General features: G+C 72.1%; 22 protein-coding genes. 10 read left to right on the top strand and 12 right to left on the bottom strand.

All coding sequences use genetic code 11. The features are described 5' to 3' along the window. Nucleotides 1–167 precede the first annotated feature (167 nt). From AB1K56_RS00580 to AB1K56_RS00570, 3 genes are all read left to right on the top strand, one after another. The gene (locus AB1K56_RS00580) at nucleotides 168–509 is read left to right on the top strand and encodes an Lsr2 family protein (protein WP_319801387.1); all 342 of its coding nucleotides are present in this window, start codon (nucleotides 168–170) and stop codon (nucleotides 507–509) included. A gap of 55 nt (nucleotides 510–564) precedes the next feature. Beyond that, on the top strand, nucleotides 565–1,284 hold the full coding sequence (locus AB1K56_RS00575; protein ID WP_371204099.1) for an acetolactate decarboxylase: 720 nt from the start codon (nucleotides 565–567) through the stop codon (nucleotides 1,282–1,284). 68 nt (nucleotides 1,285–1,352) lie between these two features. Next, a complete protein-coding gene (locus tag AB1K56_RS00570) occupies nucleotides 1,353–1,691 on the top strand; it encodes an Lsr2 family protein (protein WP_264631887.1) in 339 nt (112 codons plus the stop codon). A 61-nt stretch (nucleotides 1,692–1,752) separates the two neighbouring features. Here the strand turns inward: AB1K56_RS00570 and AB1K56_RS00565 are convergent, their stop codons facing one another. Next, complete coding sequence (locus AB1K56_RS00565) at nucleotides 1,753–2,826, bottom strand: Glu/Leu/Phe/Val dehydrogenase dimerization domain-containing protein (protein WP_371204098.1); 1,074 nt, start codon at nucleotides 2,824–2,826, stop codon at nucleotides 1,753–1,755. 253 nt (nucleotides 2,827–3,079) lie between these two features. Here AB1K56_RS00565 and AB1K56_RS00560 point away from each other — a divergent pair, with 253 nt between their 5' ends. Next, nucleotides 3,080–3,556, top strand: coding sequence for a YbaK/EbsC family protein (locus tag AB1K56_RS00560; RefSeq protein ID WP_371204097.1), 477 nt, complete (start codon nucleotides 3,080–3,082; stop codon nucleotides 3,554–3,556). 302 nt (nucleotides 3,557–3,858) lie between these two features. Here the strand turns inward: AB1K56_RS00560 and AB1K56_RS00555 are convergent, their stop codons facing one another. The 4 genes from AB1K56_RS00555 to AB1K56_RS00540 form a co-directional block, all read right to left on the bottom strand. Beyond that, nucleotides 3,859–5,811, bottom strand: coding sequence for a glycogen debranching N-terminal domain-containing protein (locus tag AB1K56_RS00555; protein WP_371204096.1), 1,953 nt, complete (start codon nucleotides 5,809–5,811; stop codon nucleotides 3,859–3,861). Next, nucleotides 5,808–6,641: a carbohydrate ABC transporter permease gene (locus tag AB1K56_RS00550; protein WP_371204639.1), complete on the bottom strand. Its 834-nt coding sequence runs from the start codon at nucleotides 6,639–6,641 to the stop codon at nucleotides 5,808–5,810. Before AB1K56_RS00550 ends, AB1K56_RS00555 begins: the two co-directional genes overlap by 4 nt. A 77-nt stretch (nucleotides 6,642–6,718) precedes the next feature. Beyond that, entirely contained in the window at nucleotides 6,719–7,828 is a 1,110-nt protein-coding gene (locus tag AB1K56_RS00545) for a carbohydrate ABC transporter permease (protein ID WP_136586566.1), read from the bottom strand. 11 nt (nucleotides 7,829–7,839) lie between these two features. After that, a complete protein-coding gene (locus AB1K56_RS00540; RefSeq protein WP_371204095.1) occupies nucleotides 7,840–9,078 on the bottom strand; it encodes an extracellular solute-binding protein in 1,239 nt (412 codons plus the stop codon). 226 nt (nucleotides 9,079–9,304) lie between these two features. Here AB1K56_RS00540 and AB1K56_RS00535 point away from each other — a divergent pair, with 226 nt between their 5' ends. After that, complete coding sequence (locus AB1K56_RS00535) at nucleotides 9,305–10,309, top strand: LacI family DNA-binding transcriptional regulator (RefSeq protein WP_371204094.1); 1,005 nt, start codon at nucleotides 9,305–9,307, stop codon at nucleotides 10,307–10,309. A 212-nt stretch (nucleotides 10,310–10,521) separates the two neighbouring features. On the opposite strand, the gene AB1K56_RS00530 is transcribed toward AB1K56_RS00535, so the two are convergent. Then, entirely contained in the window at nucleotides 10,522–11,295 is a 774-nt protein-coding gene (locus AB1K56_RS00530; protein ID WP_371204093.1) for an IclR family transcriptional regulator, read from the bottom strand. 61 nt (nucleotides 11,296–11,356) lie between these two features. Between AB1K56_RS00530 and hutH the strand changes: the two genes are divergently transcribed. The 3 genes from hutH (at nucleotide 11,357) to hutI (ending at nucleotide 15,911) form a co-directional block, all read left to right on the top strand. Next, entirely contained in the window at nucleotides 11,357–12,913 is a 1,557-nt protein-coding gene (hutH, locus tag AB1K56_RS00525; RefSeq protein ID WP_371204092.1) for a histidine ammonia-lyase, read from the top strand. 38 nt (nucleotides 12,914–12,951) lie between these two features. After that, nucleotides 12,952–14,676: a urocanate hydratase gene (gene hutU / locus AB1K56_RS00520; protein ID WP_371204091.1), complete on the top strand. Its 1,725-nt coding sequence runs from the start codon at nucleotides 12,952–12,954 to the stop codon at nucleotides 14,674–14,676. A 62-nt stretch (nucleotides 14,677–14,738) separates the two neighbouring features. Continuing rightward, nucleotides 14,739–15,911 (top strand): imidazolonepropionase, encoded by a 1,173-nt coding sequence (gene hutI / locus AB1K56_RS00515; RefSeq protein WP_371204638.1) that lies wholly within the window; start codon nucleotides 14,739–14,741, stop codon nucleotides 15,909–15,911. Between the two features lie 349 nt (nucleotides 15,912–16,260). Here hutI and AB1K56_RS00510 read toward each other — a convergent pair whose 3' ends face one another. The 5 genes from AB1K56_RS00510 to AB1K56_RS00490 form a co-directional block, all read right to left on the bottom strand. Further along, nucleotides 16,261–16,713, bottom strand: coding sequence for a histidine phosphatase family protein (locus AB1K56_RS00510; RefSeq protein WP_371204090.1), 453 nt, complete (start codon nucleotides 16,711–16,713; stop codon nucleotides 16,261–16,263). Nucleotides 16,714–16,721: 8 nt separating this feature from the next. Further along, on the bottom strand, nucleotides 16,722–17,789 hold the full coding sequence (locus AB1K56_RS00505) for an arginase family protein (RefSeq protein WP_371204089.1): 1,068 nt from the start codon (nucleotides 17,787–17,789) through the stop codon (nucleotides 16,722–16,724). After that, nucleotides 17,786–18,139, bottom strand: a complete 354-nt coding sequence (locus tag AB1K56_RS00500) for a gamma-glutamylcyclotransferase family protein (protein ID WP_371204088.1) — start codon at nucleotides 18,137–18,139, stop codon at nucleotides 17,786–17,788. Before AB1K56_RS00500 ends, AB1K56_RS00505 begins: the two co-directional genes overlap by 4 nt. A 77-nt stretch (nucleotides 18,140–18,216) precedes the next feature. Then, nucleotides 18,217–19,491 carry a DUF445 domain-containing protein gene (locus tag AB1K56_RS00495; protein ID WP_136586558.1) on the bottom strand — a complete coding sequence of 425 codons (1,275 nt, stop codon included), beginning with the start codon at nucleotides 19,489–19,491 and terminating at the stop codon, nucleotides 18,217–18,219. After that, nucleotides 19,491–20,654, bottom strand: coding sequence for an acyl-CoA dehydrogenase family protein (locus AB1K56_RS00490; RefSeq protein ID WP_371204087.1), 1,164 nt, complete (start codon nucleotides 20,652–20,654; stop codon nucleotides 19,491–19,493). The genes AB1K56_RS00495 and AB1K56_RS00490 overlap by 1 nt, the downstream gene beginning before the upstream one ends. Nucleotides 20,655–20,747: 93 nt before the next feature. Here AB1K56_RS00490 and AB1K56_RS00485 point away from each other — a divergent pair, with 93 nt between their 5' ends. Next, complete coding sequence (locus AB1K56_RS00485; protein ID WP_136586556.1) at nucleotides 20,748–21,152, top strand: pilus assembly protein CpaE; 405 nt, start codon at nucleotides 20,748–20,750, stop codon at nucleotides 21,150–21,152. 100 nt (nucleotides 21,153–21,252) lie between these two features. Here the strand turns inward: AB1K56_RS00485 and AB1K56_RS00480 are convergent, their stop codons facing one another. After that, nucleotides 21,253–22,458 carry an MFS transporter gene (locus AB1K56_RS00480; RefSeq protein WP_371204086.1) on the bottom strand — a complete coding sequence of 402 codons (1,206 nt, stop codon included), beginning with the start codon at nucleotides 22,456–22,458 and terminating at the stop codon, nucleotides 21,253–21,255. A gap of 618 nt (nucleotides 22,459–23,076) precedes the next feature. Here AB1K56_RS00480 and nrdH point away from each other — a divergent pair. Then, complete coding sequence (gene nrdH, locus AB1K56_RS00475) at nucleotides 23,077–23,310, top strand: glutaredoxin-like protein NrdH (RefSeq protein ID WP_055838040.1); 234 nt, start codon at nucleotides 23,077–23,079, stop codon at nucleotides 23,308–23,310. The last annotated feature ends 4 nt before the right edge of the window (nucleotides 23,311–23,314 follow it).

The raw sequence follows: 23,314 nt of genomic DNA, 5'->3' as shown, positions 1-23,314 counted from the left end.
GATCTCTGTCTCGGGCGATGTCCGGGGAGCGAACACCACCCCCGGAGGATAGTCCCCCGGGAGCGCCGTGACCATCACCCCCTCGACCGGCCGCGCTCGAGATATCACACGAATAGTCATGCGGGTAATTCATCGAATGGCGGTGTATTGTTTTTCGTATTATGGCTATGAAGCACATCACCCACCTCGTCGACGATCTCGACGGAACCGTCCTCGAAGACGGACAGGGAAAGCAGATCACCTTCTCGGTCGAAGGCCGCGCTTATGAGATCGACCTTTCCGACCGCAATGCCGACAAGTTCTATTCGGCAATCGCGCCTTTCGTGGATGCCGCTCGTTCGGTTTCCCGCGGCGCCTCCACCGCGCGTCGTTCGCGTTCGCCGCGACGCGCGAACGACGTCGATCTCGGTGCCGTCCGCGAATGGGCTCGCGCCAATGGACACACGGTGAGCGACCGCGGTCGCGTTCCCGCGTCGATCCTCGACGCCTACGCGGACGCCAATTCCTGATATCACTCCCGAGGAGTCGGCCCGCGCGACGGCGGCCGACATCGCGTCGAGTGCGGTGACGCAATTCGCCGTACTCGACGCTCTTTTCGGCGGTGTGTATTCGAGTGGCATCCCGGTTTCCTCCCTCGCCGCGCTCGGCGACACCGGAATCGGGTGCTGCGAAGGGTTGGGCGGAGAAGTCGTCCTGATCGACGGCGTGCCCTTCGAATGCACCCCCGACGGCCCGCCGCGGCGGATGTCGGAGGAGGAGACCCTTCCGTTCGTCGACGTCTGCACGCTCGGCTCCGGCCCGTCGACCACGGTCGGAGAGGTCGACTCCGCGGGTCTCGATGCCCTCGTCGCCGAGCGACTGGCCAGCCGGAACTTCTTCCACGCCGTGCGTCTGGACGGCGTGATGACGCGGGTGCGCACGCGGGTGACGCGTCGCGAGCTCCCGCCGTTCCGCCCGCTGGCGGAGGTCGCCGCGGAGCAGATCGAGACCGAGACGACCGACCGCGCGGGGTCGCTCGTGGGGTTCTGGATGCCGGCGATCTATCAGGGCATCGCGGTCGCGGGTCTGCACCTGCATTTCCTCAGCGACGACCGCGAGATCGGCGGGCACGTGCTCGATGTGCGCGTGCGTCGCGGTCGACTGCGCGTCACCGCCTATTCGCGACTTCAGTTGCAGCTCCCCGACGACGAACAATTCCGTCGGACCGAGCTCACACATGACGAGGATCACCGCATCGTCGCGGTCGAGAGTCGACCCGCGATGTTCTCGGACGGTGAAAGCTGACGAAGGAGCGGGTGAATTCGCAATCCTTCTCCCCGGGGCGGGGCGATTCACCGTCCTACGATCGCCCCATGGCGAAAAAGCACATCACTCAGCTGATCGATGATCTCGATGGCGTGGTCATCGATGACGGAAAGACGGTGAACTTCTCGCTCGACGGCCGTTCGTACGAGATCGATCTGTCCGAAGAGAATGCGAAGAAGATGCGCGACGCGTTCTCGCCCTTCATTTCGGCGGGTCGCGCAGTGGGATTCTCCGCCGGACCGGCGCGAAAAGCCCCGCGCGGTCGACCGGCGCCCACGAGGGATCTCGTCGACGTCCGATCCTGGGCGGAGAAGAACGGACATTCCATCAATACCCGCGGGCGGATATCGGCCGCCGTTCTGGCCGCGTACGACGCCGCGCACTGACGCGCATGAGAAGAGCCGGATGCCGTGACGACGGCATCCGGCTCTCTGCGTCCCGGGCGTGTCAGACGAGCGCGTTCTCGCCCGCGCCGACGGCGAGACGCTCGGCGGCGAGCCCCTCGGCGGCGGCGAGCGGGGTGACCCCGCGCGACGCGGCCTCGTCGAAGATGCGGCGCACGGTGTCGCCGATGTCGGCCACGCGGCCCATGATCTGCTCGAGCGTTCCGCGCTGCTTGGCGACGAGGTCGAGGTAGATCACTCCACCGGCGTTGACGACGAAGTCGGGTGCGTAGAGGATGCCGCGCTGCGCGAGCCGTTCGGCGCCGGAGCGTTCGGCCAGCGGGTTGTTGGCGGGGCCGCAGACCGCGCGCGCGTCGAGGGCGTCGATCACCGCGTCGGTGAGAACGCCGCCGATGCCGGCGGGCACGAACACATCGGCGGGGACCAGGTGGGCCTCGCTCGGCTCGACCCAGGCGGCGCCCAATTCGGCGGCCAGGGCGCGCTTGGCGGGGTTGACGTCGGTGACGGTGAGCGTCGCTCCCTCGGTCGCGAGACGCTCGGCGAGGCGGCTTCCCACCTGACCGAGACCGGCGATCGTGATGCGGCGCCCGGTGACGTCGTTGGTGCCCACGGCGCGCTCGAGGGTCGCGATGAGCGAGGCGTAGACGCCGAGGCTCGTGGGACCGGCGGGCTCGCCCGAGCCTCCGACCGTGTCGGGGAGCCCGACCACGTGCGCGGTGCGCTCGCTCACGACGAGCATGTCGTCGGTGGTCGAGCCCACGTCTTCGGCCGTGCGGTACAGGCCGCCGAGACTCTCGACGGCATCGCCCAGGTCGAGGAAGGCGGCACGGCGACGGTCGGCGTCGAGCACGGTGCCCGGGGGCAGACCGATGACGCTCTTGCCACCGCCCGCGTCGAGACCGGCGGCGGCGTTCTTCAGGGTCATGGCCGCGGACAGGCGCAGGGCATCGCCGAGAGCGTCGGTCCACGAGGGATAGGTCCACAGCCGGGCGCCGCCGAGGGCGGAGCCGAGCACCGAGGAGTGAAGGGCGACGGCGATGAACAGGCCGCTGCGGCGTCCCGTCATCACCTCCACGCGCTCGTGGGCGAAGTCGGGCAGGGGCAGGGCGTTGGTCATCGCGTTCCTTGTCGTCGGCCGCCTTGTGGGCGGCACGTTCCGGAGCCGCGGCGTTGCGGCATCCACCCTCCATTCTGTCGCGAGACGCCGTCGCGCGCGACGCCCGCGCGGTCTCGTTCGCCGAGATCACACGATCGGCGCGAGATCACATGCGCGCGACGGTGCGGAAGATGTCCGGTCGCGCCGATCGTGTGCTCTCGCGGGGGATCGACGCGGGCGGGGCGCCCGCGGGGGCCGTCGTAGGCTGTCGGGCATGGTTGACGCCCTTCCCGCCCGGAGCCGTCTCGTCGCCGCGTCGCTGGCGGCCGCCGGCATTTCCGGCGAGATCATCGTGCTTCCGGATGCCGCGTCCACGGCGGCCCTGGCCGCTGCGGCCCTGGGCGTCGAGGTGGGCGCGATCGCCAACAGCCTGGTGTTCTGGAGCGACGACGAGCCTCTGCTGGTCATGACCAGCGGAGCGCACCGCGTCGACACGGCGGCGCTGGCGGAGCGGCTCGGGCGCGGGGCGATCCGCCGGGCGACGCCGGAACAGGTGCTCGCCGCGACCGGCCAGCCGATCGGGGGAGTCGCGCCGACCGGCCACCCCGCGGCGCTGACGACCGTCGTCGACGAGGACCTCGCGGCGTTCGATGAGATCTGGGCCGCCGGGGGGACGCCGCACACGGTGTTCCCGCTGACGTTCGACGAGCTCGTGCGGCTGACCGGCGGGACGGTCGAGCGCGTCGCCTGAGGGCGGCGGCATTCGCGTGGTGCGGCGCGGCCGCCCTGGGACGAGGGGGCGCGTCGACGACCTCGTCCCACTTTTGGTGGGTCGGGCGGTGCGTCACCGGCGATAAGTGGGACAGGCACCGCGCTTTTCGGGACGAGGGGTGCGTTGAGGACCTCGTCCCAGTTTTGGTGGGTCGGGCGGTGCGTCACCGGCGATAAGTGGGACAGGCACCGCGCTTTTGGAGACGAGGGGCGCCCCGGCGCAGCGAGGAAGCGCGCGAAGAAGGGCCGGGCGGCGCCGCACGCGGGGCGCCGCCCGGCGGCTCACGCCTGGGGGGAGGGCGTGAGCGCCGTCAGGCACACCACCGCGGCCGCCGCCGACCACGCCTGCGGGCGGCAGGCGGCCGGGTACGGGGTGGGCACCGACGAGTGGGAGCGCGGGTCGCCGGAGTGCAGCTCGGGCACGCGGTAGGCGAAGCCCTCCGCGGCATCCAGGAGCCCCTCGACGACCGATCGCGCCGGAGCGGCGAGTCCCGCGCGGAGCATGCCGTGCGCGGCGATCGCGGTGTCGTGCACCCAGACGCTGCCGCCGTGGTACGACACCGGCCAGTATCCGGCGGCTCCCGTCGACATCGTGCGGATGCCGTACCCGCTCGACATGCTCTCGCCGAGCAGCAGATCGGCGATGTGCGCCTCCTCGTCGGGGGAGAGGATGCCGGTGCCGAGCAGGTGCCCGATGTTGCTGGTCAGCGTGTCGACGGGACGCTTGTCGCGGTCGAGGGCGACGGCGGGGTAGCGGCCCTCGGGCGTCTCGACCCAGTACGTCTCGGCGAAGCGGCGCTTGAGGTCGGCGGCCCAGGCGCGCCAGAACGCGACGTCGTCGGCATCCGTCGCCTCTCCGAACTCCGCGAGCAGGTCGGCTCCGGCCAGGGCGGCCTCGTACGCGTACGCCTGCACCTCGCACAGGGCGATGGGTCCCTCGGCGAGGCGGCCGTCGCGCCACTGGATCGAGTCGCCGGAGTCCTTCCAGCCCTGGTTCGACAGGCCCGTGCCGAGGCGGTCGATGTAGTCGAGGAAGCCGTCGCCGTCGCTGTCGCCGCTGTCGCGGATCCAGCCGAGGGCCCCGCGGAGCGCCGGGAGGAGTTCGCGCACCTCTTCGTCGGGCATGCCGGCCCGCCACGCGTCGGCGAGAAGGCAGATCCACAGGGGCGTCGAGTCGACGCTGCCGTAGTACTTCGGCGGCAGCACGATGCCCTCGCCGGGGATCTCGAGCGCCGAGGCGCGCAGCTCGTGGAGGATCTTGCCGGGTTCCTGGGCGGTCTGCGCGTCGTCGTCGGTTCCCTGCAGGCGCGCGAGCACACGGAGGGTGGATGCCGCGATCTCGCGGTCGAGGGGGAGGGCCAGGCGCGCCGCCCAGATCGAGTCGCGGCCGAAGAGGGTGAAGAACCACGGCGCTCCCGCGGCGAAGAACTCGTCGCGGGGGTGTTCCGGGAGCACGAGCCGCAGCGCGTCGAGGTCGTCGAGCGCCGTGCGCAGCCACCGAGCGAGCCGCGGGTCGGAGGAGCGTGCGGCGACCGCCGCGGCATCCCACCGCGCGGGGGCGGTGGCCGAGCCGACGACGAGGGTGTCATCGCGCAGGCTCAGCGTCCAGCCGACGGTGACCTCGCCGAACGCGGGGATCTCGATGCTCCACGCCGCGTCGACCCCGTCGGTCCCGGATGCCACGAGGGCGCCCGGAGCGGCCAGCTCGAGCCCCTGCGGACCGGCGTCGACGCGCGCGATGTCGCCCTCGACGTGGATCCGGGCGGGCCGGGGCCGCGCGTGGTCCGACTTCACCTCGTGCAGCTGGGCGAACTCGGGGGTGAGGCGCAGGCGCAGCGTGGCCCGGACGGGACGGTCGACGCGCGAGGCGACGGTCCACGCCTCGCTCACGACGCCGTCGTCGACCCGACGATCGCGCAGCAGGCGCACCTTGGGGTCGGGGGTCGAGTCGTCGACGCCGCGCAGGATGCCGCCGAAGACCACGCGCGAGGCGCCGTCGGGCGCGGTCGAGATCCACTCGATGGGCGACTCGTCGCACGACGCGACGAGCGAGGCGACATGGCGGACGTCGCCGTGGTAGACGCCGTGGACGGCGGCGGCGCCCATGTCGCCGGAGCCGTCGGACCACGCCTGGGTGGGCGCGCGCAGCACGATCAGGGCGTCGTTGAGCAGGGGTTGCAGGGGCATGGTCTCGGTGGTCGTCCCGTTCGGCGAGGTGGTGGGGGCGGTGGTCATTCTTTGACGGCTCCTTCGCTGGCGTTCATGATGCGGCGCTGGAAGATGAAGAACACCACGGCGACAGGGATCGTCATCAGGGCCGCGGCCGCGAGTTTGAGGGGGAATTGGCTGCCCTGGCTGAGCTGACCGCTCGCGAGGGACGCCACGCCCTTGGTCAGGGTGGTCAGCTCGGGCGACTGGGTGGAGATGACGAAGTGGCTGAGCTCGTTCCACGAGCCCTGGAACGACAGGATCACGATTGTGATCAGCGCGGGCCGCGCCATCGGCAGCACGACCGACCAGAACACGCGGAAGGTGCCCGCTCCGTCGATCCGGGCCTGCTCCTCGACGGACGGCGGGATCGACTCGAAGAAGTTCTTCATGATGAACACGCCCGCGGCATCCACGAGGAGGGGCAGGATCATGCCCGCGTACGAGTCGTACATGCCCAGCTGATTGATCACGAGGAACTTCGGGATAAGCAGCACCACGGCCGGCACGGCCATGACCGCGACGAGCCCGGCGAACACGATGCCGCGACCGCGGAACTGCAGGCGAGCGAGCGCGTACCCGGCGAGGGAGTTGAAGAACACCCGGCCGAGGGTGACGAACACCGTCACCACGATGGAGTTGCCGAACCACACCGGGAAGTCGGAGTTGAGGAACAGTCTCTCGTAGGCCGCCCACGTGAAGGGCTGCGGCACGAGCGAGATCGGGTCGGCCGCGGCCGCGGCATCCGTCTTGAACGACGTCGCCACCTGCACGAGGAACGGATAGATGTAGACGAGCGCGAGCACGAGCAGCAGCACGTACAGGCCGATCTGCCAGCGCAGGGTCTTCGCCGACATGCGGTGCTTCGCGGGGCGCGTGGGGCCGTCGACGCGCTGCTCGGCGAGGACGGTCGTCTGGGGGGAGGCCGTGGCGGTCATCGCGTGACCCCCTTCTGCGCGCGCACCTCGTACTGACGGATGCGACGTCGCGAGACCGGGCGATCGCGCAGCACGAAGCGCTGCAGGATCGTCAGCGCGACGATGATGACGAACAGCACGAACGCGATCGCCGCGCCCTGGCCCCACTGCTGCGAGAGGAACGCCGACGAGTAGCTGAGGTAGGCCGGGGTGAGGGTGGTCTTGCCGGGGCCGCCCTGGGTTCCGGTGTAGATCTGATCGAACACCTGCCAGGTGCCGATGAGGCCGAGCGTCAGCACGGTGAAGAGCACGGGCTTGAGCTGCGGCAGGGTCACGCGCCAGAAGCGCTGCCAGCCGTTCGCGCCGTCCATCATCGCGGCCTCCTGCACGTCGGCGCCGATGTTCTGCAGGCCCGCGATGAACAGGAGCATGAAGGTGCCCGAGGTCGTGAACACCGCCATGAGGATGAACGCCGACATCGCCACCGAGGGTCCGGCGAGCCAGTCCCACCACGACACGCCCAGCATCGTGTTGCCGGTGAGTACGGCGGGACCGCTGGTGACGCCGACCGCGGCGAGCAGGTTGTGCACGACGCCCGAGGGGTCGCTGAACCAGTTGGGGCCGTTGATGCCGAGCCACGACAGCACCTCGTTGACGGCACCGGATGCCGAGAAGAGGAAGAGCCACAGCACCGTGATGGCGACCGAGCTGGTCACGGAGGGGAAGTAGAAGGCGGTGCGGAAGAGGCCGCGACCGCGCAGGACCGCGCGGTTGACGAGCACCGCGAGGAAGAGCGAGAGGGCCGTCTGCAGCGGGACGACCAGCAGCACGTACCAGGCGTTGTTGCGCAGGGCCGTGCCGAAGTCGCGCTCGGCGAGCCCGCCGCCCGTGGTGACGGCGGCGTAGTTGTCGAGGCCGACGAAGCCGACGCTCGGGGAGAAGGGACTTCCGCGTCCGGTCCAGTCCGAGAAGCTCACCCACAACGCCATCAGCACGGGGACGAGCAGGAACACGCCCAGGATGATCAGCACGGGGGCGGTGAAGAGCCAGCCGGCGGCGGCCTCGCCGCGCCGGATCCCCGCGGAGGGGGACCCGGCGCGACGCGGCGCTGTGGTGAGAGCACTCATGAGGGGGTCGCTTACTTGACGATCGCCTCGAGGTTGGACTGCGCCGTCTTCAGCAGCGCCTGCGGGTCGCCGGTCTTCAGCGACTCCAGCTGCGCGTTGAAGTCGGTGATGACATCGGCGGCACCGGCCATGTTCGGCGGGAACTGCGCGTAATCGGCGCCGGCGAGGAACGCGGTCTTGTCGGGGTTGGCGGTCGACCACGCGTCGGCAGCCGACTGGATCGAGGGCATCGGGCCGAACGCCTTCGAGAAGGCCAGCTGCTGGTCGGTGCCGGTCAGGTACTCCACGAGAGAGCGGGCCTGCTCCTGGTTGCCGCTGTCGGCGGCCATGCCCCAGCAGTTGGTGAACTGCAGCGTGCCCTTGCCGCCGGGGCCCGCGGGGAGTTCGGCGACCTGGTACTTCACGGTGGGGTAGTCGGCCGACATCGCGCCCGAGATCCAGTTGCCCTCGATGACCATCGCGGCCTTCTGGGTGCCGAACGCCTCGCCGCCCCAGCCCGCGCCCACGTCGGAGGCGAAGGCGAAGGTGCCGTCGTTGAGGTGCGTCTTGACGTAGTCGAGCGCCTCGACGTTGGCCGCGCTGTCGGCGGTGGCCTTGCCGTCGGTGACGAGTCCGCCGCCGGCCTGGGCCATGAACGCGCCCACGCGCTGGTACTCGGCGCCGAACGCCAGGCCCACGCGGCCGTCGGTGGTGAGCTTCTGGGCGACGGATGCCAACTGGTCCCACGTCGTGGGGATGTCGGCATCCGTGAGTCCCGCCGCCGCCCACAGGTCGGTGTTGATGATCAGCGCGAGCGTCGAGAAGTCCTTGGGGGCGCAGAAGAACTGACCGTCGACGGTGAAGTTGTCGACGAGGGAGGGGTAGAAGTCGCTCTTGTTCGACAGGTCGTCGCCGTACGCCTGGATCGATCCGTTCGCGGCGTAGCCGGCGAGGGCCTCGGGGGCGAGGTAGAACAGGTCCGGCGGAGAGCCCGCGGCGAAGCCCTGCGAGAGCTGCTGGGGGAGGTCGTTGGCGGTCTGGACCTCGGCTTCGACGCCCGACTGCTCGCTCCACGCGGCGACGGCGTCGGTGACGGCCTGGGTTTCGGCGTCGCCCGAGGAGCCGATGAGCAGGGTGAGTTTGCCGCCGCCCGAGGCCTGGCCGTCGCCGGGGGTGTCGTTGAAGCCCGAGCCGCAGGCGGTGAGCGTGAGGGCTCCGGTGGCGAGCAGGGCGCCGGCGGTGAGCCAGAGGCGGACAGGGTGCCGTGTCATGTGTCTCTCTCCTTCGATGAGGCATGCGACCCCTCCGGGTGCTCGGAGGGCCCGTCTTTTTGAACGTTCAAATGACGGTTCGACAAAGGTAAGGAACGGCGGGGCCGCGTGTCAAGCCGTCGCGGCGCCGACCCTTTAGGCTGACGAGACCGCGAGGGCGCGCACCGCGCCGCGCACGGAGGCGCCAGCGGTAAGGGATCCGTATCGCGGAGAGGGGAGGACGGCGATGATGAAAGCGCCCACCGTCGACGACGTCGCCCGCGTGGCGGGAGTCTCCCGCCAGACCGTGTCGAACGTCGTCAACACCCCCGACATCGTGCGCGAGACCACGCGGCTGCGCGTGGAGGCCGCGATCGCCGAGCTCGGCTATCGCCCGCACGCCGCCGCGCGGCGCCTGCGCACGCGCCGCAGCTCCACCATCGGCATCCACCTCGATCCCTACGCGGGAGGCATCGCCGGGGTCGTGCTCGACCGCTTCGTCCACGCCCTCACCGAGAGCGCGGGCGAGCGCGACATGCGCGTGCTGCTCTACGCCGCGCGCACCGCCGAAGAGGAGATCGACCGGCTGTCCGACCTGCTGGAGGGGGGAGAAGTGGATGCCGTCGTCATCACCGGAACCTTCCACGGCGACCCCCGCACCGGGTGGCTGAACGCGCGGGGTCTGCCGTTCGTGTCGTTCGGTCGGCCGTGGGGCGAGGACGACGTCGAAGCCCCCGCGCACCTGTGGGTCGACGTCGACGGCGCCGCCGGGACGCGGGCGGCGACCACACACCTGCTCGAGGTCGACGGGGCGCGGCGCATCGCCTTCCTCGGCTGGCCCGAGGGCTCGGGGACGGGCGACGAGCGCGAACGCGGGTGGCGCGAGAGCGTCGGGCCCGCGCGCGGACCGCGCTGGGTCGTCGAAGACAGCGTCTCCCTCGCCCGCGACGCTGTCGCGGCGGAGCTCGCGACGCGATCCGACGTCGACGCCATCGTGTGCGCGAGCGACTCCCTCGCGATCGGCGCGCACCTGGCCACGGCCCTGGCCGGGCGCACCGACGTGCGCATCGTGGGATTCGACAACACCCCGGCGGCCGAGGCCCTCGGACTGTCGAGCGTCGAGCAGCTGCCCGAGCGGGTGGCATCCGGGGTGCTCGAACTGCTCATGGGAGACGGGACGGTCGTGGCCCCGCGCGCCGCGACCGCCGGCGCCGCGCACGTGCTCGTGGAGCCGCGGCTCGTCGTGCGCTGACGCGCGGCGCTTGCGGCGCTGCCGTGCGCTGCCCCGACCCCGGCGATGCTCGACCACCGGGGCGGGGAGTGTGCAGCGGGGCAATGCGCGACCACCGGGGCGGGGAATGTGCAGTGGGGCGGGTTGGGTGCGCCCCGGTGCACGTATCGCGCCCCGACCCGGCGGGGGCGCGGCAGTGGCGGCCGGCCGGCACGCGCCTCGGTCGGCCCGGATCAGGCGGGGCGGCCGATGCGGCGGGCGAGCTCGGCGGCGGTGGCGGATGCCGCGGACGCCAGCGCCGCGGCATCGCGCGGCGGTCCGTCGGCCGGCCACGTGATCGCCACGGCCGCGGCGGGCCAGCCGGCGTGGTCGAGCACCGCCGCGGCGACGGAGCGGAATCCGGGGGTGACCTCGCCGTTCTCGCTCGCGTAGCCGGCCGCGCGCACCTCCCGGAGCACCTCGCGCAGCGCGCGCGGGGTCGCGGGGCCCAGGACGTGTCGCTGGGTGAGGGTCGTGGCATCCGGGAAGAGGGCGCGCACCTGCTCGCGGGGGAGCGCGGCGAGCATCGCCCGACCCGTGGCGGTGAGGTGCGCGGGCAGGCGCACGCCCACATCGGTCACGAGCGCGGGGCGGCGGGGCGCGCGCTCTTCGACGATGTACAGCACGTCGCGACCGGCGAGCACGGCGAGGTGCGCGCTCTCGCCGACGCGATCCGACAGGGCGGCGAGCAGCGGTCGGCCGAGGCGGGCCAGCGGCTGCTGCCGCGCGTAGCCGCCGCCGAGCTCGAACGCCGCCGTGCCCAGGCCCCACCGGCGATCTCCGGGCAGGTGCACGACGTACCCGTGCTGCTCGAGAGTGGAGAGCAGGTGGTACACGCTCGAGCGGGGGATGCCGAGGGTCGTCGCCATCGTCTGCGCGGCCATCGGGCCGGGCTGACGCGCGAGCAGCGAGAGGATCCGCAGCGTCTGATCGGCGGCGGGGACCTGCGGGCGGAGATTGTCTGGCATGACAGACACAGGATGCCAGAACCCCGTCGTTCCGCGACAGCGGACGCGGTGGAATCTCCTCATGCACACGAGCGTCACCGTCGGATCCACCCCCCTCACCCCGCGCGAGGTCGTCGAGGTCGCGCGCCACGATGCGCGCGTGGTCGTCGACGCCGACGCCCTGCAGCGCGTGGCCGACACCCGGGCGCTCATCGAGGGTCTGGCCGACGACCCGCAGCCGCACTACGGCATCTCGACCGGCTTCGGGGCGCTCGCGACCACCTTCATCGCCGAGGACCGGCGCGCCCAGCTGCAGGCGAGCCTCATCCGCTCGCACGCCGCGGGAACCGGCGCCGAGGTCGAGCGCGAGGTCGTGCGCGCCCTCATGCTGTTGCGCCTGCAGACGCTCGCCACCGGCCGCACGGGCGTGCGGCCCGTCGTCGTCGAGACCTACGCGGGCCTGCTGAACGCCGGGATCACCCCGGTCGTGCGCGAGTACGGCTCGCTCGGCTGCTCGGGCGATCTCGCGCCGCTGTCGCACGTCGCGCTCGCCGTGATGGGCGAGGGAGAGGTGCGCGACGCCGCGGGGCGAGCGCTCCCGGCCGCCGACGTCCTCGCCGCGGCGGGCATTGCGCCCGTCGCGCTGCGCGAGAAGGAGGGCCTCGCCCTCATCAACGGCACCGACGGCATGCTCGGCATGCTGCTGCTCGCCCTGCACGACCTCGAGATGCTGCTCACCACCGCCGACGTCGCGGCGGCGATCTCGATCGAGTCGCAGCTGGGGACGGATGCCGTCTTCGCGGCCGATCTCATGGCGCTCCGCCCGCAATTCGGTCAGGCCGCCTCCGCCGCGAACCTGCGCTCCTTCCTCGCCGGCTCCCCGATCGTGGCGAGCCACCGCGGCCCGGAGTGCACGCGCGTGCAGGACGCCTACTCGCTGCGCTGCACCCCGCAGGTGCACGGAGCAGCGCGCGACACGATGGCCCACGCCGCGCAGGTCGCCGAGCGCGAGCTGGCATCCGCCGTCGACAACCCCGTCGTGACGGTCGACGGACGCGTCGAGTCGAACGGCAACTTCCACGGCGCCCCCGTCGCGTACGTGCTCGACTTCCTCGCGATCGCCGTGGCCGACGTGGCGTCGATGTCGGAGCGGCGCACCGACCGCGCGCTCGACGTGGCGCGCAGCAACGGACTGTCGCCCTTCCTCGCCGACGAGGTGGGTGTGGACTCCGGCCTGATGATCGCCCAGTACGCGGCGGCGGGGATCGTGTCGGAGCTCAAGCGTCTCGCTGCCCCGGCCTCGGTCGACTCGATCCCCTCGAGCGCGATGCAGGAGGATCACGTGTCGATGGGATGGGCCGGTGCCCGCAAGCTCCGGCGCGCGATCGACGGCCTCGCCCGCGTCCTCGCGATCGAGGTGCTCACCGGATGCCGCGCCCTCGACCTGCGCGCGCCCCTGCAGCCCGCGGCGGCCACCGGGGCGGTGCGCGACGTCGTCCGCGGCCGCGTCGAGGGCCCCGGGCCCGACCGCTTCGTCTCGCCCGAGATCGAGGCGGTCGCCGACCTCGTCGCCTCGGGAGCGATCGCGCGCGCAGCGACCGAGCACGCCGCGACCGAGCCCGTCGCCTCCCGCGGCTGACCCCCCGTCCGTTCCGTCCGATCGAAGGAGATCACGCCATGACCGACACCACCCTCCCCGCCTCGACCCCGGATTCTGCGACGCCGTCACGTGGCGAGGCCGAGGCCGCCGCATCCGCTCGCCGCTCTTCGATCCACGCGCCCCGCGGGGCCGCCCGCTCCGCGAAGAGCTGGGGGGCGGAAGCCGCCAAGCGCATGCTCATGAACAACCTCGACCCCGAGGTCGCCGAGCGCCCCGACGATCTCGTCGTCTACGGCGGAACCGGGCGGGCCGCCCGGTCGTGGGAGGCCTACGACGCGATCGTGCGCACGCTCGACGACCTCGAACCCGACGAGACGCTGCTCGTGCAGTCGGGGAAGCCCGTCGGCGTCTTCCGCACGCACGAGTGGGCGCCGCGCGTGCTCATCGCGAACTCGAACCTCGTCGGCGACTGGGCGACGTGGCCCGAGTTCCGCCGGCTCGAAGACCTCGGGCTCACGATGTACGGGCAGATGACCGCGGGCTCGTGGATCTACATCGGCACGCAGGGCATCCTGCAGGGCACGTACGAGACCTTCGCCGCCGTGGCGCGCTCGCTCGGGCGGGAGTCCCTCGAGGGCACCCTCACCCTCACCGCCGGCTGCGGTGGCATGGGCGGCGCCCAGCCGCTCGCCGTGACGATGAACGGCGGCGCCGTGCTCATCGTCGACGTCGACCGCGCGCGTCTCGACCGGCGCGTGGCGCACGGCTACCTCGACGAGGTGGCCGACGACCTCGACGCCGCGATCGCCCGGGTGAGCGCCGCCCGCGACGCGGGTGAGGCCCTCTCGGTCGGCGTCGAGGGGAACGCGGCCGAGATCTTCCCGGAACTGCTCGCCCGCGGCATCCGGATCGACATCGTCACCGATCAGACGAGCGCGCACGACCCGCTGTCGTACCTCCCCATCGGCGTCGCCGTCGATCGCTGGAAGGCCGAGGCCGCCCGGGATCCCGAGGACTTCACCCGCCGCGCGCGCGAGAGCATGGCCGCTCACGTGCGGGCGATGGTCGGATTCCAGGATGCCGGAGCCGCGGTGTTCGACTACGGCAACTCGATCCGCCGCGAGGCGGAGCTCGGCGGCTACGACCGCGCGTTCGCCTTCCCGGGGTTCGTGCCGGCGTACATCCGCCCGCTGTTCGCCGAGGGCAAAGGACCGTTCCGCTGGGTGGCGCTGTCGGGAGACCCCGAGGACATCGCCAAGACCGATCGGGCGGTCGCCGAACTCTTCCCGCACGACACGGCCCTGCACCGCTGGCTCGAGAAGGCGGGCGAGCAGGTGCACTTCGAGGGGCTGCCGGCCCGCATCTGCTGGCTCGGTTACCAGGAGCGCCACCTCGCGGGGCTGAGATTCAACGAGATGGTCGCCTCGGGCGAGCTGTCGGGGCCGATCGTGATCGGTCGCGACCACCTCGACGCGGGATCCGTCGCCTCCCCCTACCGCGAGACCGAGGCCATGGCCGACGGTTCGGACGCGATCGCCGACTGGCCGCTGCTGAACGCGCTGCTCAACACCGCGAGCGGGGCGTCGTGGGTGTCGATCCACCACGGCGGGGGCGTCGGCATCGGTCGCAGCATCCACGCCGGACAGGTGTGCGTCGCCGACGGGTCGGACCTCGCCGCCGAGAAGCTCGCGCGCGTGCTGGTGAACGACCCCGGCACCGGCGTCATGCGACACGTCGACGCCGGGTACGACCGCGCCCGCGAGGTGGCGGCCGAGCGCGGACTGACGGTGCCGATGTGGTGAGCGGGGCCGGTGCGGGGAGCGGCGCGGAGGTGACGGGCGCGCCCGCGACGGACTCCTTCTGGCTGACCGGCATCGCCGAACTCACCACGAACGCCGCCGTTGCGGGCGACCCGTGCGGCACGATCCGCGACGCCGCGGTGCGCGTGCACGCCGGACGCGTCGCCTGGGTCGGAACGACGGATGCCGCCACCTCGAGCGCGCACCGTCCCGGTCGGGACGGCCTCCCCGTCGTGGACGCCGCCGGTCGCGCCGTCGTCCCGGGCTTCGTCGACAGCCACTCGCACCTCGTGTTCGCGGGAGACCGGGCGGACGAGTTCGCCGCGCGGATGGCCGGACGGTCGTATGCCGCCGGCGGCATCCGCACCACCGTGGCGGCCACGCGCGCCGCCTCCGACGACGACCTCCGCCGGCGTCTGCGCGCGCTCGTCGACGAGTGCCGCGCGCAGGGGACCACGACCCTCGAGATCAAGACCGGATACGGCCTCGACGTCGAGACCGAGACACGGCTGGCGCGCCTCGCGGCGGAGGTGACGGAGGAGGTGACCTTCCTCGGCGCGCACGTCGTCCCCGCCGAGTTCGCGGGAAGGCCCGACGACTACATCGCCCTCGTCACCGGCGCGATGCTCGAGGCCGCGGCTCCCTTCGCGCGCTGGATCGACGTATTCTGCGAAGACGGGGCGTTCACGGCCGACCAGTCCCGGCGCGTGCTCGACGCGGGTCGCGCGCGGGGGCTCGGCATCCGGGTGCACGGGAACCAGCTCGGGTACGGCGCCGGGGTCGCCCTCGCGGTCGCATCGGGGGCCGCGGCCGTCGACCACTGCACCTACCTGACCGACGACGACCTATCGGCGCTCGCCGCGTCCACCACCGTCGCGACGCTGCTGCCGGGTGTCGAGTTCTCGACGCGGCAGCCCTACCCCGACGCGCGGCGACTGCTCGACGCGGGAGTGACCGTGGCCCTGGCGAGCGACTGCAACCCGGGCTCGAGCTTCACCAGTTCGATGCCGCTCATGATCGCCCTCGCGGTGCGTGAGATGGGGATGACGCCGGCCGAGGCCGTGTGGGCGGCGACGGCCGGGGGAGCGCGCGCCCTGCGGCGCACCGACGTCGGACGCATCGCCCCGGGGGCACGGGCCGACCTCGTGCTGCTCGAGGCGCCCAGCCGCGTGCACCTGGCCTACCGGCCCGGCGTTCCGCTCGTACGGCGGGTGTGGAAGGACGGCGTCGAGGTCTGAGGTCGCGGCGGGGCGGGGTGGGGCGGGGTGCGGCGGCGGGCCCGGGGTGCTCGGGCGTCGGCGCGATGTCGGTGATTCGCGCAGAGTCCGCTGAGCTTTAGGGGTTCGGGCTGAGGGTGTGCGGATCGCCGAGGTTGTGCGCGGCGCGCTCCGGCGTCGGCGCGATGTCGGTGATTCGCGCAAAGTCCGCTGGGTTTTACGGGTTCGCGCTGAGGTTGTGCGGATCGCGGAGGTTGTGCGCGGCGCGCTCGGCGCAGCGGGCCCGGCGCGGCAGGGTCGGCGCGGGCGGCGGATGGCCGTCGTGCTTTGGATGCGCATGCGGCCGGGTGCGCCCGGGCTCGGCGCCGGGTTACGGCGTGAACAGCTCGAACTCGTCGGGGGCGATGACGTCCACGTCATCCCAGGTACCGTCGTTCCACGTGAAGACGGCGACGGCGCACGTGACCATGCGGACGTCGCGATCGGCGAGGCGCGAGACGAGGGCGCTCATGCCGGGGTCGTGAGCGACGACCATGACCTCGTCGCCTCCGGCGGCGCGGGCCGTCGCCAGCAGTCGGTCGGGCTCGGCGAGATAGAGCTCGGCGTGCTCGGTCAGGGCGGCGTCGAACGTCTGCGCGAACACTGCGGCGGTGTCGCGCGCGCGCAGCGCCGTGCTCGACACGATGGTCTCGGGCCGCACGCCGGCGCGCAGCACCGCGCGGGCCACCGCCGGGGCGTCGCGACGGCCGCGGTCGTTCAGCGGGCGATCGTGGTCGTCGAGGCCCTCGTCGGCCCAGTCCGACTTCGCATGTCGTGCGAGCACCAGTTGAATCATCGTCGTTCCGCCTTTCCTGCCAGGAGTTCCAGAACGCACAGGGCGGCCAGTCGCACCGTGCGGCCGTCGTCGGTGTCGGCCGTGGCGTCCACCTCGACGATGTCGGCGCTGCTCACACCGGGGTCTCGAGCGAGGCCGCGCACCAGGGCGCGCAGCTCCCACGCGGCGAGTCCTCCCGGGACGCTCGCGGGACACCCGGGGGCGACGGAGCGGTCGCACACGTCGACGTCGATGTCGAGGTGGATGCCGCCGTCGTCTCCGGCGATCGCCCGGGGGGCCGCGGGGGTGTGCCGCCGGGCGGAGACCGCGGCGTCGGCGTCGGTCGCGGGCGCTGCGGCGGTGCCCGCGTCATGACCCGCCTCTTCCGCCGGCGCCGGCGTGCCCGCGTCGCATCCCGTGATCGCTGCCGGCGCCGTGGTGCCGGCCGCGGGATCGGAGCCCCCGCCCGCGACGTGCAGGGCGTGGGCGACGACGTCGTCGATCCCGCGTCGGCGCAGCTCGTCGAGGGTGATGACGGTGATCCCGGCCTCGGCGGCACGGCGCGCGTAGGCCGCGGAATTGGCGAAGTCGGCGATCCCGATCTGCACGATGCGGCGCGGATCCAGGCCGTCGGCGATGAGGCGTCGCACGGGCGACCCGTTGGATTCGCCGTCGCGCAGGTCGAAGTGCGCATCGAGCGTGATCAGCCCGCGCGCACCGCGGCCCTGGGCGACCGCGTAGGTCGCCGAGTTGTCGCCGCCGAGGGCGATGACCAGTCGGGCCGCGGAGAGAGCCGTGACGGCCGCACGCACGCGCCCCTCTCCGTCGCGACCGTCGGGCTCGTCGACGTCGCCCGCGTCGGCGACGCGCAGCACCTCCGTGAGATCGAGTGCGGGCGGCCCGATCAGGGTGGGCGAGAAACGGCGCAGGGCGGCGCGGACCGCCGCGGGGGTGTCACCGGCTCCGGTGGGCGACAGAGAGGTGCGCCAGGCGGGGACCCCGAGGAGCACGGCGTCCACGGTTCCGGTCGGCGGGGGCCAGTCTCCGGCCCGCGGCCAGAGGGGATCGACGGACAGAGTGCTCATGCGGCCACGTAGACCCAGGCGCGAAGGCCGCTCGCCAGTGTCACGGCGGCGCGGCGGTACAGCGCGACCTCGTACTCGTCGGCCGCGTCGAGCTCATCGGCGGTGAGCCGCAGGACCCGGCCGAAGACGCGGTCGCGGGGGTCGTCGGTGCGGCGGAGGATGGGGTGCTTGTCGAGGCCCGAGAGCTGGGCGACCCGCTCGTCTCCCACATCGGTCCACTCGAGGCGGAAGCCCGGGAGCGTATCTTCGGCCCCCTCGAGCAGGCGGCCGAACGTGTCGAGCTGCACGTCGGGCAGCTGCAACGTCCCATAGGAGAAGAGGCACTCCTCCGGCCCCGAACCGTCGCTCACGAGGCTCAGGCTACCGAGGGTCGCGCGTGGTCGGGCGGTGCGACGCGGGATCGATCCGCGCGTGCGTTCACGGACCGTCACGAGCCCCAGGCGAAATGCGCGACCGTGAAGATCACGAGTCCCGCCAGCGCCCCCACGATGGTGCCGTTCAGGCGGATGTACTGCAGGTCGCGGCCGACCATGAGCTCGATCTTCTCGGTCGTCTCCTCGGCATCCCACCGTTCCACGGTGTCGGTGATGATCGAGGCGATGTCGTGACGGTAGCGGCCGACGACGAACACGGCCGCATCGGTGACCCAGCCGTCGACCCGCTTCTGAAGCGTCTCGTCGTGCTGCAGGCGCTCGCCCACCTCGGCCAGCGCGGCAGCCGCGCGGCGGCGCAGGGCGCTGTCGGGGTCGGCGAGCGAGCGCAGCAGCCCGGCCTTGGCCGTGTTCCAGGCGTCGGCGGCCAGCTGACGCACGCGCGGGCTGTCGAAGACGGCGGCCTTGGCCTCTTCGAGCCGCACCATCGTGGCCGGGTCGTGCTGCAGGTTGTCGGCGAGGCGGGCGAGGTAGCCGTCGATCGCGCCGCGCGCCTGATGCCGGGGATCGGCGCGCACGGCGTCGACGAACTGCACCGCCTCGCGATAGACCGTGTCGTCGACGAGGCGCGCCGCCATGCTCGGCACCCACGAGGGCAGACGGCGCGAGACCAGCCCCTGGAAGGTGTCGCGGTTGTTGCCGAGCCAGACGGCGATGTTGTCGAGCGCGAGATCGACCGCGCCGTGGTGCGCTCCGGAGCCCACCACGCGCTGCAACCACCCGCCGATGGACGGACCCCAGTCGGGGGAGAGCAGGTGCTCGCGCGCGAGGTCTTCGATCAGGCCCTGCACGTCGTCGTCGTCGAGGGCGGTGAGCACGCTCGTCGCGAGAGTGGCGCCCTCCGCGGCGACACGTTCGGCGTGCGGGGGATCGGCCAGCCACGCCCCGGCTCGCGCCGACAGCGGGGTCGACTCGAGCTTGGCGCGCACCACGTCGCCCTCGAGGAAGTTGGTCTCGACGAACTCGCCCAACTGGCGGCCGATCTCGTCTTTGCGGCGCGGGATGATCGCGGTATGCGGAATGGGCAGGCCGAGCGGATGCCGGAACAGGGCGGTCACCGCGAACCAGTCGGCGAGCGCCCCCACCATGCCGCCCTCGGCCGCGGCGCGGACGTACTGCAGCCACTCGACCTCTCGCTGCAGCGGGAACGACACCGCGAAGACGAGGGCCATCGCGAGGAGCGCGCCGAGGGCCACGCCCTTCATGATGCGCAGGGCGCGGCGCCGCTCCTGATCGGCCGGGCTCAGCGCGGCCGTGGGCGTGCGGGCCATCAGCTCGTCACCGGACCGAGCCAGGCGGCCGCGGCTGTCGCGTGCGCGGACTCCGGGTCGGAGGGGTGGAACATGCCGGCCAGCACGTCGCGGTACAGCCGGCTCAGCTCGGTGCGGGAGAAGTAGGACGAGCCTCCGCCCACCAGGATGGCGTCGTCGACCACGGACTTGGCCGTCGTCACCGCGCGGTGCTTGACCCCGGCCAGCAGCGAGAACCACCGTCCGCCGTGGTCGACCAGGGTGTCGACGTCGTGCGAGAGCACCGCGAGCTGCGGAGGAAGCGCGTCGTAGGCGAGCACCATGCCCGCCACGCGGCGGCGGATGTCCGGGTCGTCGGCGTAGACGGCGCCCGTCTTCTTCGACCGACGCACGGTCGCGGCCTCGACCGCGAGATCGAGGGCGCGGCGGGCGATGCCGGTGTAGACCGAGGCGAGCAGGATCTCGAACACCGCGAAGATCCCGAACACCAGCGCGTCGGGCTGCGGGCCCGGGTCGAGCCGGCGCACCACGCGATGCGCGGGTGCGTGCGCTCCGCGCAGCTCGGTGGTGCGGCTCTGCGTCCCGCGCATGCCGAGGGTGTCCCAGTCGTCGCGCGCGACGACGGCGTCGTCGTCGCGGTCGAGGAACGCGAACACCATCTTGGGCCCGTCGGCGGAGGTGCTGTCGAGCCCGTGCACGCCAAGGTGATCCCACGCGGGGGAGAGGGAGGTGAAGATCTTCGTGCCCGTGAACCGGTACCCGCCCTCGCCGTCGGGCTCGGCGGTGGTGTCGCTGCCGAACAGCACGAGGTCGTTGCCGGCCTCGCTGATGCCGAACGCGAAGACCTCGCCGGCGGCAGCGCCCTGGGCGACGAACGCGAGATCGTCGATGCCGCGGTCGTGGAGCACCTTGGCCACGCCCGTCCACACGAGATGCATGTTGACCGCGAGGGCCGTCGCGGGCGCGGCTCCGGCCAGGCGCTGCTGCAGCACCGAGGCCTGGGCCAGGCTCAACCCCGCTCCGCCCTGCTCCGTCGGGACCAGGATGCCGAGGTACCCCGCCGCGCGCAGGTCGTCGAGGTCGTCGTGCGGGAACGTGTTCTCGCGGTCGTGCACCACCGCGCGCTCGCGGATGCGCGCGAGCAGATCGTCGGGCAGGTACCGAGCCGGATCGAACGAGGTCATGGCATCCATTCTGCTCGTGCCCACCGACATCGCGGCCGTGCGCCCGCCGCGGTGGCGGCGCCCCGCCCGCCGATCGCCCCCAGAATGGATGCCATGATCTCGACCGAGATGGCCCTGGCCCTGCGCGAGGCGGGTCTGGTGTGGCATCCGCGTTCCGGCGACCGGTTCCAGCTTGACGAGCCCGAGTTCGAGGCCGACGTGTTCACCGTCAGCGACATGACCGTCGAGCCGCGCGACTATCCGACCGGACGAATCCTCGCGTTCAACGGCACCACCGAGTGGGCGTTGGACTCGGTCGCGACCGAGGAAGCGCTGTGGCTGCCGTCGGAGCTGCAGTTGCGCGAGATGCTGCGCTCGACTTTCCGCTCGCTGCGCCGGCTCTCGGACACCTACGAGGTCGAGATCTCGGTCGGCGGATCGACCCTCGTCTTCGACCACCCCTCGCCCGAGGACGCCTACGCCCTCGCCGTGCTGGAGCTGCTGCGCCGGACGCACTGAACGGCGGGGCCGCCGCGAACCGGCGCCGCTGCGCACGGGTACGCGTCCTCGGAGCGCACGGGCCGGGAGGGGAGCGGATGCCGGGGTGCCCGGCATCCGGTCAGGTGATCGTCTCGACGGGTTCGGTGTCGGGGATCGGGCTCGAATCGCGGTGACGCAGGTCGGGGAAGCCGCGTACGAACACCGCGGCGACGATGAAACCGGCCACGGCGAACGCCGCGGCGGCGATGTACGCGCCGGTGGGACCGATGCCGTCGACGAGGAACCCCGCCACGGCCGACCCCGCGGCGGCGCCGATGAGCTGGCCCGTGCTGATCCAGCCGTAGGCCTCGGCGGTCTCGCTGAAGCGGACGCTCGCGGAGGCCATCGCGAACATCACGGCGAGGGCGGGCGCGATGCCGGCGCCCGCGACGAGCAGGGTCGCCCCCAGCCACCACGCGTTGAGCGAGACGATCGTGAGCGAGAGGCCGAGGGCGACGATCGCGAGGCGGCGCGCCATGGCCCACGGGCCGATCGGGATGTGGCCGAACGAGAGCCCGCCGGCCAGGCTGCCCACCGCGAAGACCGCCAGGATCAGGCCCGCCTCGAGGCCGCCGTGGTCGAAGGTGGCGACGACACCGGCCTCGACCGCGGCGCACGCGCCGATGAGCAGGAACCCGGTGGCGGTGGCGAGGATGACCGGCGGCTTCGTGAGCACACGCCCCAGGCCGCGGCGGCTGCGCGGGATGCGCACGCGACCGACCTCGGGGCTGAGGATGAACCACGCACCGCCGCCGAGCAGGATGACGACCACCAGCAGCAGCCCGGGGACCGTGCCGACCTGCGTCGCGACGAGCGTGATGAGCACCGGCGCGAGCACCCAGATGATCTCCTGCAGGGAGGCGTCAAGGGAGTACAGCGGGGTCAGCTGCTTCGAGTTGACCATCTTGGGGTAGATGGTGCGCACCGCCGACTGGATCGGCGGGGTCGAGAGTCCGGCGACGAGACCGAGGGCCATGTACAGCGGCAGGGGCATCTCGATCAGCGCGAGGGTCGCGATCGCCGCCGCGCACACCAAGAGCGTGACGGTCAGTACCCGGCGCATGCCCCAGCGGCCCATCCAGCGGCTCGTGACGGGACCCGCCACGGCCTGTCCGATGCTCGTGGCGGCCAGCACGAGGCCCGCGGCGCCGTACGAACCCGTGACGTGCTCGATGTGCAGGAGCACGGCGAGGCTCGTCATCCCGTTGGGGAAGCGCGCGGTCAGCTGCGCGGCGATGATGCGCCCCACGCCAGGGGTTCGAAGGAGTTCGCGGTAGCCGGCCACCGGTCAACGTTACAGCCGACCTCCGACATCCGTGCCGACGGTCGGTGTCGTGCCGGGGCCGGTCCGACGCGGACGCCGCGGGGTCGCGCTGCGCCGTGCTGTGCCGCGGTGTGCCGCACCGCGTCGTGCCGCACCGCGCCGCGGCGCGCCGCGCCGGGCCGCGCCGGGGTCGGGGAGCGGATGCCGCGAGGTCACACGTTCGGCGCGAGATCACACGGTGGGCGGGTGGCGGATGCGGTGTTCTCGCGCCGATCGCGTGATCTCGACGGGGCGGACGGTGCGCCCGGTCGGCGACACGCCGCGACACGCCGGAGGACGAATTCCACCGCCTGTGCAATGTCGGAACCCCCGTCTAGCGTCCGGTCTGTGGACAGATGGGCTCGACCGCGACGACAACCGCGGAATCGCGCCTGTCAACGACATCCGGGAAGGGGGTCGATCTGTGGATGGAACCGTGGACAACCTGTGTTGTACATGGGGAGAGACGGTGGAAAATCACACGGATGTAACTACTACCCCTTGTGGTTACTCCCGATGTCCGTCCCCATATGTAGTATTGAGGTCCCGGCGAGCCCTGCCCGCCCGGACGACGATTTTCCAGGGGAGAGAGAGAACGACATGGCGATCACGGTCTACACCAAGCCGTCCTGCGTCCAGTGCACCGCGACCTACCGCGCACTCGACTCGAAGGGCATCGAGTACAACGTGCTCGACCTGTCCGAAGACCCGTCGGCGCTCGAGCAGGTCAAGTCGCTCGGGTACCTGCAGGCCCCCGTCGTCATCACCGACGAGGACCACTGGTCGGGCTTCCGTCCCGACAAGATCGACGAGCTCGCGTCGCGCCTCGCCTGATCCG

The organism is Microbacterium sp. BWR-S6Y (assembly GCF_041379845.1).
In the GTDB taxonomy this organism is placed as follows: Bacteria; Actinomycetota; Actinomycetes; order Actinomycetales; family Microbacteriaceae; genus Microbacterium; species Microbacterium hydrothermale.
Note: the sequence above shows the minus strand (reverse complement) of the source record. Positions and strands in the feature narration are given on the sequence as shown.

Bases quoted from the DNA above. Each gene is read 5' to 3' on its own strand.
- hutU (WP_371204091.1), top strand. From the start codon at position 12,952: ATGACCGACACCACCCTCCCCGCCTCGACCCCGGATTCTGCGACGCCG.
- AB1K56_RS00540 (WP_371204095.1), bottom strand. From the start codon at position 9,078: ATGACACGGCACCCTGTCCGCCTCTGGCTCACCGCCGGCGCCCTGCTC.
- AB1K56_RS00570 (WP_264631887.1), top strand. From the start codon at position 1,353: ATGGCGAAAAAGCACATCACTCAGCTGATCGATGATCTCGATGGCGTG.
- AB1K56_RS00555 (WP_371204096.1), bottom strand. From the start codon at position 5,811: ATGACCACCGCCCCCACCACCTCGCCGAACGGGACGACCACCGAGACC.
- AB1K56_RS00485 (WP_136586556.1), top strand. From the start codon at position 20,748: ATGATCTCGACCGAGATGGCCCTGGCCCTGCGCGAGGCGGGTCTGGTG.
- AB1K56_RS00495 (WP_136586558.1), bottom strand. From the start codon at position 19,491: ATGGCCCGCACGCCCACGGCCGCGCTGAGCCCGGCCGATCAGGAGCGG.
- AB1K56_RS00580 (WP_319801387.1), top strand. From the start codon at position 168: ATGAAGCACATCACCCACCTCGTCGACGATCTCGACGGAACCGTCCTC.
- AB1K56_RS00530 (WP_371204093.1), bottom strand. From the start codon at position 11,295: ATGCCAGACAATCTCCGCCCGCAGGTCCCCGCCGCCGATCAGACGCTG.
- AB1K56_RS00560 (WP_371204097.1), top strand. From the start codon at position 3,080: ATGGTTGACGCCCTTCCCGCCCGGAGCCGTCTCGTCGCCGCGTCGCTG.
- AB1K56_RS00490 (WP_371204087.1), bottom strand. From the start codon at position 20,654: ATGACCTCGTTCGATCCGGCTCGGTACCTGCCCGACGATCTGCTCGCG.
- AB1K56_RS00535 (WP_371204094.1), top strand. From the start codon at position 9,305: ATGATGAAAGCGCCCACCGTCGACGACGTCGCCCGCGTGGCGGGAGTC.
- nrdH (WP_055838040.1), top strand. From the start codon at position 23,077: ATGGCGATCACGGTCTACACCAAGCCGTCCTGCGTCCAGTGCACCGCG.
- hutH (WP_371204092.1), top strand. From the start codon at position 11,357: ATGCACACGAGCGTCACCGTCGGATCCACCCCCCTCACCCCGCGCGAG.
- AB1K56_RS00565 (WP_371204098.1), bottom strand. From the start codon at position 2,826: ATGACCAACGCCCTGCCCCTGCCCGACTTCGCCCACGAGCGCGTGGAG.
- AB1K56_RS00545 (WP_136586566.1), bottom strand. From the start codon at position 7,828: ATGAGTGCTCTCACCACAGCGCCGCGTCGCGCCGGGTCCCCCTCCGCG.
- AB1K56_RS00505 (WP_371204089.1), bottom strand. From the start codon at position 17,789: ATGAGCACTCTGTCCGTCGATCCCCTCTGGCCGCGGGCCGGAGACTGG.
- AB1K56_RS00550 (WP_371204639.1), bottom strand. From the start codon at position 6,641: ATGTCGGCGAAGACCCTGCGCTGGCAGATCGGCCTGTACGTGCTGCTG.